Below are 12901 nucleotides of genomic sequence, written 5' to 3'. Positions count from 1 at the left end.
CGTGCCCGCGCCGCCCGGCGCCCGTCGAAGGAGAGCCCATGATCACCGCCCTCGTCTCGATCGTCGTCGACCCCTCCCGCATCCCGGAGGTCGCCCAGGAGATCGTCGACATCGACGGCATCGAGCAGGTCTACTCGGTCACCGGCGACGTCGATCTCATCGCGGTGGTGCGGGTGCGCGCCCACGAGGACCTCGCCGGCGTCATCGCCGGCGGGATCAGCCGCGTGGAGGGCGTGCTGGACACCACCACGAACATCGCGTTCAAGACCTACTCCAAGAAGGATCTCGACGCCGCGTTCGACCTCGGCATCGACGGCTGACCCACACCGGGGCCCCGAGGCCCCGGGGCACCCCGGCGCCTCCGCGCGGGGCGTCAGCCGGCCGGGTCGCTCAGCTCCCGGGACGCGGTCGACCAGTTCTCGATCAGGGCCGCGGGCCGTCCGGAGTCCAGCGCCGCACCGACCTCGTCGAACGCGGCGGCGAAGCGCTGCGCGAAGCCGTCCTGCGCCTCCTGGCCGATCCCGTCGAAGGCGACGGCGCCCGCGGCGGCGTTCAGCAGCACCGCGTCACGGACCGCTCCCATCCGCCCGCTCCGCTCGCCGGCATAGAGGTCACGGGCCACCTGCGCGTTCTCCTCGGCGGTGCCCCCGCGGAGCGCGTCATGGCCGCTGCGCGGGACACCCAGCAGCTCCGACGGATCGAGCACGTGCTCGCGCACCTGGCCGCCGCGCACCTCCCAGACGTCCGAGGGCGCGGTGACGGTGAGCTCGTCCAGTCCGTCCTGCCCGCGGAACACCAGAGCGCTGGTGCCGCGCGAGGCGAAGACCCCGGCGACCGTGGGCGCGATCACCGGGTCCGCCACGCCGACGGCGCTGGCGCGGGGCCGCGCCGGGTTCGTGATCGGTCCGAGGATGTTCATGACGGTGGGGATGCCCAGGCCGCGACGTGCCTCCGCGGCGTGCTTCATCGAGGGGTGGAACACCTGTGCGAACAGGAAGGTCATGCCGATCCGCTCCACCATCCCCGCCGCGGCGTCGACGGGGAGGTCCAGGCGCACCCCGAGCGCCTCGAGCACGTCCGCCGAGCCGGACTTCGAGGTCGAGGCGCGGTTGCCGTGCTTGACCACCGGGCGGCCGGTGGAGGCGATCACCACCGCGGCCATGGTCGAGATGTTGACGGTCTGCGCGAGGTCGCCCCCGGTCCCGACGATGTCCACCGCGTCCCGCGGCGCCTCCACGGTGCGCGCGTGGGCGATCATCGAATCCGCGAGCGCCTCCAGCTCCGGGCTGGTCACACCTTTGGCCTGCAGCGCCACCAGGAAGCCGGCGAGCTGCACCGGGGTCGCCGCCCCGGACATCACCTCGTCCATCGCCCATGCCGCCTCCACGGGCTCCAGCGCGTCCCCGCGCACCAGACGCGCGGTGATACGGGACCAGGTCGGGGAGTTCTCGCTCATCCCCCGATCATCGCATCCCCGCACCGCGCCGAGTCGACCCGGTCACGGATCGGATCACGGAACGGTCACGGCCGCGCACATGGCCGACCACCAGGGCAGATCCGGAGCGTGTCCCGGTTCGTGACAGGACGTCAGGAGGGATATGCTGGCCCGGACCGCCCGGGGCGCAGGCCCCGCGATGTGCCCGGTCGTCGTGTACCGGCACACCGAATCTGACGACACGACATAATGGTGACGTGACTACTGCGACCCTGACTGAGCGCCCCTCCCCCGCTGCCGCCCCAGCGGTCGGCCGGCCGAACCCGACGCAGATCGGCACCCTCGTCTGGCTGTCCAGCGAGCTCATGTTCTTCGGCGGCCTGTTCGCGATGTTCTTCACGCTGCGCTCGATGGCGCCGGAGACCTTCGCCGACGGCCAGTCCCACTTCACGCACGGCTTCGCCCTGGTGAACACCACGATCCTGGTGTTCAGCTCGGTGACGTGCCAGATGGGCGTGTTCCTCGCCGAGGGACGCTTCCCGTGGGGCGCGCCGTTCACCCCGCGCAAGCGCCGCGAGGGCTCGATCTTCAACATCGCCGGCTGGGGCATGATCGAGTGGTACCAGCTCACCTTCGTGCTCGGCGCGGTCTTCGTGGCCGGCCAGGCCTACGAGTACACCGAGCTGGTCCACCACGGCGTGACGATGTCCGCCTCGCCCTTCAGCTCCGTCTTCTATCTCTCCACGGGCTTCCACGGCCTCCACGTGCTCGGCGGTCTCATCGCCTTCCTGATGGTGCTGATGCGGGCCTACGTCGCCGAGGAGTTCACCTCGCACGAGCAGGTCTCGGCGATCTGCATCTCGTACTACTGGCACTTCGTCGACGTGGTGTGGATCGTGCTGTTCTTCATCGTGTACATGCTCGATCCGATCATGACCCTCGGCGATCCGAGCCATGTCATCCCGGTGACGTTCAACTGGAGCATCTTCTGAGCCCCGTCGAGGTGCCGCTCCCGATGCCCGGCACGCCCCGCACACTCCTCCCTCCCCCCGCCCGTCCCCTCCACGAATCGAGGTCCGAACCGTGAAGGCTCTCGCCGCACGTCGCCATCACCCGATGGCGCTACTCGTGATCCTGCTGCTCGCGCTGGTCGCGACCGGTGGGCTGTACGCGGCCCTGGCGCCGCAGACGGCACAGGCCGAGGCCTACACGCAGGACGACGTCGACGCCGGCGAGGCCCTGTTCCTCGCCAACTGCGCCACCTGCCACGGCCGCAACGCCGAGGGCCTCACGGATGCCGACGGCAGCACGCTGGGGCCGTCCCTGATCGGTGTCGGCGCCGCCGCCGTCGATTTCCAGGTGGGCACCGGCCGCATGCCGATGCAGGCCTCCGGCGCGCAGGCCGCGCGCAAGCCCCCGCAGATGACCGAGGAGCAGACCCGCCAGCTCGCCGCCTACGTGGCCTCGCTGGGCCCGGGCCCAGCCGTCCCGGCCGACGAATGGCTGGACACCAGCCAGGGCGACGCCACCAAGGGCGGCGAGATCTTCCGCATCAACTGCGCCATGTGCCACAACGCGGCCGGCGCCGGCGGCGCCCTGACCCGCGGCAAGTACGCGCCGCCCGTCACGGGCGTCGAGCCCCGCCACGTCTACTCGGCGATGGAGACCGGCCCGCAGAACATGCCGGTGTTCAACGACAACAACCTCTCCCCCTCCGACAAGCGCGACGTCATCACCTACCTCGAGACCCTCGAGGAGACCGGCTCCCCGGGCGGCATCTCGCTCGGTTCGCTGGGCCCGGTGACCGAGGGCCTGTACGCGTGGACCATCATCCTGTCCCTTCTCCTGGGCTGCGCAGTCTGGCTGGGGGCGAAGGCCAAGTGAATGCGAGCATGAACACCAATCCCGACGGCAGCTCCCCCGCCCGCGGAGTCAGCGCCATCGCCCCCAAGGAGGGCGGCGGCTTCCCGAACCCGGGCCTGCCTCCCCACGTCCCGCGTCAGGCCGATCTCTCCAAGGCCGCGGAGAAGCGCGCCGAGCGCGTCGTCGCCGGCATGTTCCTCCTCAGCGTGATCGGCACGGTCATCTTCATCGCCGCGTATTTCGTGGTGACCCCCACCGGGACCAACCTCTTCGCCGAGGAGCAGTCCAGCAGCGCCCTGTGGTGGTCGAACCTGGTCACGGGCCTCGGCCTCGCGATCGCCGTCTTCTTCATCGGCGCCGCCGCCGTGCACTGGGCCAAGACCCTCATGCCCGATGAGGAGATGGTCGAGGAGCGCCACGACATCCGCAGCTCCGACGAGACCCGGGAGATCGCCGCCGGCATCATCCAGGACGGCCTCGAGGAGTCCGGGATCGCGCGCCGCCCGCTGATCGTCACCGCGATGGTGGCCTCGCTCGCGGCCCTGCCGATCGCCGTGCTCGCCCCGCTCTCCACGCTGGGCCCGCTCCCGGGCAACAAGCTCCACCACACCTTCTGGGGCCACAACCCCGGTCAGCGCCTCGCGCGGGACCACGACGGCACCCCGATCAAGCTCTCGGACGTGGCGCTGAACTCCATCTTCCACGTGATGCCCGAGGGTCTCACCCACGAGACGCCCCACCACCTCGAGGAGCGCGCCAAGGCCGCCGCCGTGATCGTGCGCTTCGATCCCGCGCTCTCGAAGAACGACGAGTCCATGTCGATGGGCGTGGACGGCGTGCTGGCGTTCTCGAAGATCTGCACCCACGTGGGCTGCCCCGTGGCGCTGTACGAGCAGCAGACCCACCACATGCTGTGCCCGTGCCACCAGTCCACCTTCGACGTCACCGACGGCGCCAAGGTGATCTTCGGCCCCGCGCACCGCCCGCTGCCCCAGCTGCCGATCGAGGTCGACGACGAGGGCTACCTCGTCGCTCCCGGTGACTTCACCGAGCCGATCGGGCCCAGCTTCTGGAACATCCACAAGGACCTGTGATCACGTGACGACCACGATTCCCAGCACCCGGAAGCAGGCTTCCGACGGCGAGAGCTCCTCGCGTGTGTACAAGCTCGGCGCGGTGGGCGGCGACTGGCTCGACCAGCGCCTCTCCGGAGGTGGCTTCGTCAAGTTCATCGCCCGCAAGATCTTCCCCGACCACTGGTCGTTCATGTTCGGCGAGGTGGCGCTGTACAGCTTCGTCATCCTGCTGATCTCGGGCACCTTCCTCACGATGTTCTTCGACCCCTCGATGGAGGAGGTCGTCTACAACGGGCCCTACGAGGCGATGCAGGGCTTGACCATGTCCCGCGCCTTCGAGTCCACGCTGGAGATCTCCTTCGAGCTCCGCGGCGGGCTGCTGTTCCGCCAGATGCACCACTGGTCCGCGCTGGTGTTCATGGTCGCGATCTTCGTGCACATGTTCCGTGTGTTCTTCACCGGCGCGTTCCGCAAGCCGCGTGAGCTGAACTGGCTCGTCGGCTTCACGCTGATGGTGCTGGGCATGGTGGCCGGGTTCTCCGGCTACTCCCTCCCGGACGACGTCCTCTCGGGCAACGGCCTGCGCGTGATCGACGGGCTGATGAAGGCCATCCCGATCGTGGGCACCTACCTGTCGATGCTGCTCTTCGGCGGGGAGTTCCCGGGCACCGACATCATCCCGCGCCTGTTCACGATCCACATCCTGCTGGTGCCGGCGATGATCCTGGCGCTGATCGGAATCCACCTGGTGCTGCTGGTGCTGCACAAGCACACCCAGTACCCCGGTCCCGGCCGCACCGAGCGGAACGTCGTGGGCTTCCCGGTGTTCCCGGTCTACGCGGCGAAGGCCGGCGGCTTCTTCTTCCTGGTCTTCGGCATCATCACGCTGATCTCGGCCACCACCTCCATCAATGCGGTGTGGGTGTACGGCCCGTACGATCCCTCCCCCGTCTCCGCCGGCTCGCAGCCGGACTGGTACATGCTCTGGACCGACGGCGGCCTGCGCCTCATCCCGGGCTGGGAGTTCACGATCTTCGGCTACGTGATCTCGCTGAACATGCTGATCCCCTTCGCCGTGTACGGCGGGCTGCTGGGCTTCCTCGCCCTGTACCCCTTCATCGAGTCCTGGGTGACCGGTGACGACCGGGAGCACCACCTGAACGATCTGCCGTACAACGCCCCCGTGCGCAGCGGCATCGGCGTGGCCTGGATCATGATGTACCTGATCCTGGCGCTCGCGGCGACGAACGACCTCATCGCGATCGCCCTGGATCTGTCGATCAACGACCTGACATGGACGTTCCGTATCGCGTTCTTCGTGGCGCCGATCCTGTCGTTCTACATCACCAAGCGACTGTGTCTCTCGATCCAGCGTCAGAAGCGCACCCTCGCGCTGCACGGCGAGGAGACCTCGCGGGTGGTGCGCACCCAGAGCGGCGAGATGCTGGAGATCCATGAGCCGCTGAGCGACTACGACCGCTGGGTGCTGGTCCAGCACGACGACTACCGGCCGCTGAAGGCGGGCAAGGGTGTGTCCTCGCTGCGCGCCAAGGCCACCAGCTTCTTCTTCAAGGACCGCATCGAGCCGGTCACCCCCGCCGAGCTGCGGGCCGCGCTCGAGCATGCGGGCCACGAGAAGCACGTCATCGACGCGGCCACCGGCGGCGACTACCGCACCCCCGCGGAGAAGGCGGTCCACTGAGAGGCCGGCACCGCACCGCGGCATGAGCACGGGCCCCGAGGGAGAAGAACTCCCTCGGGGCCCGTTCGTCGTCGCCACGGTCGGTCCTATGCTCGCGCGTCGGGGTCGCACGCGCGGGCCGGGGTCGCACGCGCGGACGGGCGTGTGAGGCGTCCGGGGCATCCGCGAGGACGACCAGCGGGCGGTCCTCCCCCGCTGCCGCGGTGGCCTCCCCGACACGGATGGACGCGGGGTCGCGCCCTCAGGCTGCCGGCCCGCGGCGCCGGAGGACACTGCCCTCCTCGCAGTCAGTGCAGCAGCGGGTTGCGAGGGCCGCGCGGGCCTCGTCGGGGCCGGCCCGCCGCGCGCTCCACGAGATAGCGAGCAGAGAGCAGGTCGAGCCGACGCTCTGCGCGCCGCAGGCTGCGCATCGACCGCAGCGGGGCCTTCGACGGATCCAGACCCGACTCGCCCAGGACCTCCTTCGCCCAGGCGACGGCGGCGGCGCACTCCGGATCACCCGGGAACAGGCGGGCGAGACGACGCCGGGCCGTCGCCTCCACGGTCTCGTCCCTGCTGATCATCCCGCTCCCCCTCTGTGTCCGCGCCACGGTGCGCCTCTGCACCGGCGCCAGGCGTCGAGTCCGTCCCGGCACCTCGAGCCCCCTCAGGCGCCACGGCCCGTAGGGCCCCGTGACCGTCACCGCGCGGTTCCTGCCACGACGAGATGGACCCTTCCACGACGGGAGGGGACGGAGCTCGGACCAGGCCCCCGCGGGAGGGGGATCCAGACGGTGCAATGCCCGTGTGCGCTCACGGTAGCACCGTGCGTGCCCTGCCCTCCGTCGTCCGGGGGAGCTGCCCCTCTGCGGGCGCTTCTTCTCCCCTGCGGGCGCTGCTGCCCCTCTGCGGGCGCTGCTGCTCCGCCAGGCCTCGTCGCACAGACTTTTTCTGCTGTTCCACGGATCCCGTCTTTTTTCATTTGTGCCCCGTGGAGGATGTGCCGTCGTCGTCCGCCGTCACTGCCGCAGCCGCGCACGGCACTGTGGAAGGAGCCTCGACGCGGGGCCCTGACTCCCCGCCCCAGCACTCCGACCACGTACGCATCGCACACCGGGGCGTCGACCGCCGCACAGCGCTCCCCCTCGCCGTCTCCACGCCACCGCCATGCCTCCCCCACCTCGATCGCAGAGCGACGAGGGCCCCGCACCGAGTTCGGTGCGGGGCCCTCGAGGAGACTGCGGCGGCGGGGCCGCCCGGCGGTGAGGCCGTCAGTGCGCGTGCTGACCGGAGGAGAACTCCAGCACCCAGCTGAGCACGCCGTAGATCGCGAAGATGATGCCGAAGGCGAAGATCCACCACCCTGCGGCGACGCCGAGGAAGCAGAGCGAACCGCCCACCGCGGCCCACAGGGGGGCCCAGCTGTACGGGGAGAAGCTGCCCTGCACGCCGTGGTCGTCGGAGACCTCTGCGTCGAGGTGCTCGGAGGCACCGAGGTCGTGACGACGCACCGCGATCGAGAGGGCCATGGCGATCATGAACGCCAGGCCCGCCAGGGCCAGCATCGCCGGGAAGCCGACGGTCTCGATGCCCAGCGGCTCGTAGCGCGCCGTGATGATGCCGTAGGCGATCGCGACGACCAGGAAGAAGACTCCTAGGATCCAGAAGATCTTTGCGCTAGCTCTCATGTCAGTTCGTCCTCGGGTTCACGGCGGGTTCTTCGGCGAGCATGTGGTCCTGCAGCGCGACCTCCGGGTGGTGGAGATCGAACGCCGGACGCTCGGACCGCACGCGCGGCAGGGAGTGGAAGTTGTGGCGCGGGGGCGGGCAGCTGGTCGCCCACTCGAGGGACGCACCGTAGCCCCACGGGTCGTCGACCTCCACCTTGACGCCCTTGAGGTGCGTGAGCACCACGTTGAGCAGGAACGGCAGGGTGGAGGCACCCATGATGAACGCGCCCACGGTGGAGATCTGGTTCATCCAGTCGAAGCCGTCCTCGGCGAGGTAGTTGACGTAGCGGCGCGGTGCGCCGTCCACGCCCAGCCAGTGCTGGATGAGGAAGGTCATGTGGAAGCCGATGGTCAGCAGCCAGAAGTGCAGCTTGCCGATGCTCTCGCTGAGCTTGTAGCCGAACATCTTCGGCCACCAGAAGTAGAAGCCTGCGAACATCTCGAAGACCACGGTGCCGGCCATCACGTAGTGGAAGTGCGCGACCACGAAGTACGTGTCGGAGATGTGGAAGTCCAGCACCGGCGAGGACAGGATCACGCCCGTCAGGCCGCCGAAGATGAAGGTGGTGAGGAAGCCGAGGGTGAACAGCATCGGCGTCTCGAAGGTGAGCGAGCCGCGCCACATGGTGCCCACCCAGTTGAAGAACTTCACGCCCGTCGGCACGGCGATCAGCATCGTCATGAAGGCGAAGAAGTCCAGCATCACGGCGCCGGTGGTGTACATGTGGTGCGCCCACACGGTCACGGACAGCGCCGCGATGGAGATGGTCGCGCCCACGAGGGTCTTGTAGCCGAAGATCGGCTTGCGCGAGAACACCGGGATGATCTCGGTGGCGATGCCGAAGAACGGCAGCGCGAGCACGTACACCTCGGGGTGACCGAAGAACCAGAACAGGTGCTGCCACAGCACCGGGCCGCCGTTGGACGGATCGAAGATGTTCGCGTCGAAGCGTCGGTCGGCGCCCAGCGCCAGCAGCGCGGAGGCCAGTGGCGGGAAGGCCATCAGCACCAGCACCGCGGTGATCAGCGTGTTCCAGGTGAAGATCGGCATCCGGAACATCGTCATGCCCGGCATGCGCATGCACAGGATCGTGGTGATGAAGTTGACCGAGCCGAGGATCGTGCCGAAGCCCTGCAGGGCCAGGCCGAACACCCACAGATCACCGCCCAGGCCGGGCGAGAACGTGGTGTCCGACAGCGGCGCATAGGCGAACCATCCGAAGGAGGCCGCGCCCTGCGGGGTGAGGAAGCCGGAGACCACGATCAGCGAGCCGAACAGCGTCACCCAGAAGGCGAACATGTTCAGGCGCGGGAACGCCATGTCGACGGCGCCGATCTGCAGGGGCACCAGGTAGTTCGCGAAGCCGTTGAACAGCGGGGTGCCGAACATCAGCAACATGATCGTGCCGTGCATCGTGAACAGCTGGTTGTACTGGTCCTTGGAGACCACGACCTGCAGTCCCGGCTCCCAGAGCTCGGTGCGGATCCCCAGGGCGAGCAGGCCGCCGAACGCGAAGAACGCAAACGCCATGCCCATGTACATCTTGCCGATCAGCTTGTGATCGGTGGTGGTCAGCAGGTTGAAGAACGACTGGCCGAGCGAGGTCGGCCGCGCCTCCTGGAACCGCGCGGGCGCCGAGGCGGTCGGCGCGGCGGTGGTCTCGGTGCTCACTCGTTGTCTCCCTCGGTGCCGGTGGAGGAGGTCTCCTCGGTGTAGCGGGGCCCGGCGTCGTCCGAGCGCTCGCGCATGCTCCACTCCTCCTCATTGCGGTTCAGGTCCACGCCCAGCTGGCCCTCGTAGCCCTGGTCGCGCAGCTCCTGCATGTGGGCGTCGAACTCCTCCTGGGAGACGACCTCCACGTTGAAGAGCATGTCCGAGTGGTACTCGCCGCAGAGCTCGGCGCACTTGCCCTCGTAGGTGCCCTCACGGGTGGGCGTGACCTGGAAGCTGGTGGTGTGCCCCGGCATCATGTCCTTCTTGTAGAGGAAGTCCACGACCCAGAACGAATGGATCACGTCACGGGAGTCGAGGCGGAACTCGACCGTCTGCCCCACGGGGAGGTACAGGGTGGGCAGGGACTCGGCGGCGCCGTCCTCACCGGTGGCGAAGGACTGCACACCGGCGGGCTCGTGGACGTCGTCGTCGACGTAGTTGAAGTCCCAGCTCCACTGCTTGCCGACCACGTTGACGGTGTAGTCCGGCTCGGCCACGTGCATCTCGATCTCACGGGCGTCGCGCTGGGTGAAGTAGAAGAAGGTCAGCACCATCACCACGGGCACGAGCGTGAACATCAGCTCGAGCGGCACGTGGTAGCGCAGCTGCACCGGGAAGCCCTTGTCGTGCTTGCGGCGCCGGTACGCGATCGCGCACCAGATCGTCAGGCCCCAGATGATGAGGCCCACGACCACGAGGATGGCCCAGGACCCGACCCACAGATTCGTGATCCGCTCGGTCTGGTCGGTGACCTCCTGACCGTCGGCCGGGCCGGGCAAGAACCCGCGCTGCTGCGCCTGGGAGCAGCCGGCGAGGACCAGTGTGGCCAGGGCGAGGCCTGCTGCGGCGGCGCGGCGTCCACGCCGCGCGCGCTGGGGGACCTGGGGGATCACAGGGGATGACCTTCCGCTCGTCGTCTCCCGGCCACGGTGTCGGGCCGAGCGACGGGGCTCGTTCCGGCTCCATGGCCCGGAGCTGGTGCTGATGTGGGCGGGGCATGCCCACAGTGCCGCGCTCCTCCCTCGAGGGAGGAGCCGAGACCGGCCCAGGGCCTGCCCTTTGACGGCACAACGTCATCATACGGCTTTCCGGAGGTGGTGCGGGCACCTCGACTCGCCGCGGCCTGTCGCTCCCGACCGTCCGTGACCGGTCCGTGACCTCGGCGTCACGGCCGTCACAGGTGAGGGGCCCGCCCGGGTGACGTGATCGTCATCCGGTCGGGCCCCTCACGGGTGCGCGGCGGCTCCGGGCCGCCGTGCGTCAGCTCAGCTGAAGGAGTCGCCGCAGGCGCAGGAGCTGCCCGCGTTCGGGTTGTCGATGGTGAAGCCCTGCTTCTCGATCGTGTCGGAGAAGTCGATGACCGCTCCGCTGAGGTACGGGCTGCTCATCTTGTCGACGATCACCTCGACCCCGTCGAACTCGGCGACCAGATCGTTGTCCATCAGCCGCTCGTCGAAGTACAGCTGGTAGATGAGGCCGGAGCAGCCGCCGGGCTGCACCGCGATGCGCAGACGGAGATCGTCGCGCCCCTCCTGCTCCAGCAGCGTGGTCACCTTCTGCGCGGCGCCGGAGGTGAGGGTGACGCCATGCGCCGCAGTGGGGCGCTCGGTGGTGGGCGTGGTCATGAGGTCCTCCTCGAAGCTCGTGTCCCGCCAGGATACGCCCCGCGGGCCGTCCGCGGGGTGCGAGCTGCGCCGCACGGACGGAGGGCACGCTCCGCCGCCGGTTTCACAGCACGCCGCGGAACAGGGCGACCAGCAGGATCCCCAGGTAACCCATCAGCACCCCGGCCACGACCCCGGTGGCCCCGTCGCGGCTGCGACCCGCGACCACCATCGCCGCCGCGGTGCCCATCACGGCGAGCACCACCAGCGCGCCCCACCACAGCAGGAAGTACCCGGCGAGGAAGCCCAGCAGCAGACCGAGCATCAGCATCGGCACCAGCAGCGGGGACGGGGGTGTCCGGATCCCGTCGAACCGTTCGAGGCGCTCATCCGCGGCCGCCCAGCACTCCGGCCCCGCGCAGCAGCAGGGCCTCCGCCAGGCACACCTTCGCGAACTCGCCCAGGTGCAGGGACTCGTCCACGCCGTGTGCGCGGGACTCCGGATCCTCCACCCCGGTGACCAGCACCTCCGCGCCGGGGAACACCTCAAGGAGATCCGCGATGAAGGGGATCGAGCCGCCCAGCCCGGTGTCCACGGCGTCCGTGCCCCAGGCCCGGGCGAAGGCGGAGCGCGCCAGGTCCATCGACGGCGCATCCTGGCGAGCGCTGTAGGGCTTGCCCTTCTCCCCCTCGCGCACGGTGACCTGCGCGGTGGCGGGGGCGTACCGCTCCAGGTGCGCCACCAGCGCGGCCATCGCCGCGTCGGGGTCCTCGCCCGGCGGGATGCGCAGGGAGACCTTGGCGCGGGAGACGGGCACCAGAGTGTTCGAGGCATCGCGCACGCTCGGCGCGTCGATGCCGATCACGGAGAGCGCGGGGCGCGCCCACAGGCGGGCGGTGAGCGGACCGACACCGGAGAGCTCGGCGCCGTCGACCACCCCGGCGTCCCGCCGGTAGTCCGCCTCCTCCATCTCCACCGTCGGGTCCGCCGCGCGGGTGAGTCCCTCGACCGCGACCTCTCCGTTCTCGTCGTGCAGGGTGGCGAGCAGACGGGAGAGCTGGGTGAGGGCGTCGAGCACCGGGCCGCCGAAGAGCCCCGAGTGGACGGCATGCTCCAGGGCACGCACCTCGACCACCAGGTCCACCACGCCGCGGAGGCTCGTGGTGAGCGCCGGGGTCCCCACGGCCCAGTTCGCGGAGTCCGCGACGATGATGAGATCGGCCTCGAGACGGTCGCGGAAGGCCTCGATGAACGGGCGGAAGGTGGGCGAGCCGGCCTCCTCCTCGCCCTCCACGAAGACGGTCACCCCGATCCCGTCGGCGGCCAGCTCCTCGCCCACCAGGCGCAGCGCCGTGACGTGCGCCATCACGCCGGCCTTGTCGTCGGCCGCGCCGCGTCCGTACAGGCGACCCTCGCGCTCCACGGGCTCGAACGGGGCGCTGGTCCAGTCCTCGACGTCACCGGTGGGCTGGACGTCGTGGTGCGCGTACAGCATCACCGTGGGACGCCCTTCCGCCGCCGGGGTGCGGCCGATCACCGCGGGGCTGCCACCCTCCACGGACTCGATCGCGACCTCCGCCATGCCGGCGTCGCGCAGCAGTGCGGCCACCGCCTCGGCGCTGCGACGCACGGGCTCGCGGTCGTAGCCGGGGAAGGCCACGGAGGGGATGCGCACGAGGTCGCGGAGATCGTCCACGGCGGCGGGGAGGAGCGCCTCCAGCCGAGCACGCAGGGCCGCCACCTCCTCGGAGTCTCCGGCGGGTGCGGCGCTGGTGGCGGGATCGGGAGAGTTCATGG

13 protein-coding genes are annotated in these 12901 nt (G+C 69.7%); 5 read left to right on the top strand and 8 right to left on the bottom strand.

Translation table 11 applies throughout. The features are described from left to right. Positions 1-38: 38 nt before the first annotated feature. The gene (locus DWV08_RS04595; RefSeq protein WP_115412711.1) at positions 39-320 is read left to right on the top strand and encodes an Lrp/AsnC family transcriptional regulator; all 282 of its coding nucleotides are present in this window, start codon (positions 39-41) and stop codon (positions 318-320) included. Positions 321-373: 53 nt separating this feature from the next. Here DWV08_RS04595 and trpD read toward each other — a convergent pair whose 3' ends face one another. Continuing rightward, positions 374-1456, bottom strand: coding sequence for an anthranilate phosphoribosyltransferase (trpD, locus tag DWV08_RS04590; protein ID WP_115412710.1), 1083 nt, complete (start codon positions 1454-1456; stop codon positions 374-376). A 236-nt stretch (positions 1457-1692) separates the two neighbouring features. On the opposite strand from trpD, the gene ctaE reads away from it, so the two are divergent. The 4 genes from ctaE (at position 1693) to qcrB (ending at position 6076) form a co-directional block, all read left to right on the top strand. Continuing rightward, positions 1693-2427: an aa3-type cytochrome oxidase subunit III gene (gene ctaE / locus DWV08_RS04585; RefSeq protein ID WP_115412709.1), complete on the top strand. Its 735-nt coding sequence runs from the start codon at positions 1693-1695 to the stop codon at positions 2425-2427. Positions 2428-2518: 91 nt separating this feature from the next. Beyond that, positions 2519-3319 carry a cytochrome bc1 complex diheme cytochrome c subunit gene (gene qcrC / locus DWV08_RS04580; RefSeq protein ID WP_115412708.1) on the top strand — a complete coding sequence of 267 codons (801 nt, stop codon included), beginning with the start codon at positions 2519-2521 and terminating at the stop codon, positions 3317-3319. Positions 3320-3327: 8 nt separating this feature from the next. Next, positions 3328-4392, top strand: coding sequence for a cytochrome bc1 complex Rieske iron-sulfur subunit (qcrA, locus tag DWV08_RS04575; RefSeq protein WP_115412707.1), 1065 nt, complete (start codon positions 3328-3330; stop codon positions 4390-4392). Between the two features lie 4 nt (positions 4393-4396). Continuing rightward, the gene (gene qcrB / locus DWV08_RS04570) at positions 4397-6076 is read left to right on the top strand and encodes a cytochrome bc1 complex cytochrome b subunit (protein WP_115412706.1); all 1680 of its coding nucleotides are present in this window, start codon (positions 4397-4399) and stop codon (positions 6074-6076) included. Between the two features lie 287 nt (positions 6077-6363). On the opposite strand, the gene DWV08_RS04565 is transcribed toward qcrB, so the two are convergent. From DWV08_RS04565 to DWV08_RS04535, 7 genes are all read right to left on the bottom strand, one after another. Next, the gene (locus DWV08_RS04565) at positions 6364-6639 is read right to left on the bottom strand and encodes a hypothetical protein (RefSeq protein ID WP_115412705.1); all 276 of its coding nucleotides are present in this window, start codon (positions 6637-6639) and stop codon (positions 6364-6366) included. A gap of 687 nt (positions 6640-7326) precedes the next feature. Continuing rightward, positions 7327-7743 (bottom strand): aa3-type cytochrome oxidase subunit IV, encoded by a 417-nt coding sequence (gene ctaF / locus DWV08_RS04560; RefSeq protein ID WP_115412704.1) that lies wholly within the window; start codon positions 7741-7743, stop codon positions 7327-7329. Position 7744: 1 nt separating this feature from the next. Then, positions 7745-9457 carry an aa3-type cytochrome oxidase subunit I gene (gene ctaD / locus DWV08_RS04555; protein WP_115412703.1) on the bottom strand — a complete coding sequence of 571 codons (1713 nt, stop codon included), beginning with the start codon at positions 9455-9457 and terminating at the stop codon, positions 7745-7747. After that, complete coding sequence (gene ctaC / locus DWV08_RS04550) at positions 9454-10392, bottom strand: aa3-type cytochrome oxidase subunit II (protein ID WP_115412702.1); 939 nt, start codon at positions 10390-10392, stop codon at positions 9454-9456. Before ctaC ends, ctaD begins: the two co-directional genes overlap by 4 nt. A 372-nt stretch (positions 10393-10764) precedes the next feature. Then, on the bottom strand, positions 10765-11124 hold the full coding sequence (gene erpA / locus DWV08_RS04545) for an iron-sulfur cluster insertion protein ErpA (RefSeq protein ID WP_115412701.1): 360 nt from the start codon (positions 11122-11124) through the stop codon (positions 10765-10767). Between the two features lie 103 nt (positions 11125-11227). Continuing rightward, positions 11228-11434 (bottom strand): hypothetical protein, encoded by a 207-nt coding sequence (locus DWV08_RS04540; protein ID WP_241237397.1) that lies wholly within the window; start codon positions 11432-11434, stop codon positions 11228-11230. A gap of 55 nt (positions 11435-11489) precedes the next feature. After that, positions 11490-12899, bottom strand: coding sequence for a dipeptidase (locus DWV08_RS04535; RefSeq protein ID WP_115412700.1), 1410 nt, complete (start codon positions 12897-12899; stop codon positions 11490-11492). Positions 12900-12901: the final 2 nt, after the last annotated feature.

It is taken from the genome of Brachybacterium saurashtrense, assembly GCF_003355475.1.
GTDB classification, from domain to species: domain Bacteria; phylum Actinomycetota; class Actinomycetes; order Actinomycetales; family Dermabacteraceae; genus Brachybacterium; species Brachybacterium saurashtrense.
This window is presented reverse-complemented; position numbering and strand designations above follow the sequence as displayed.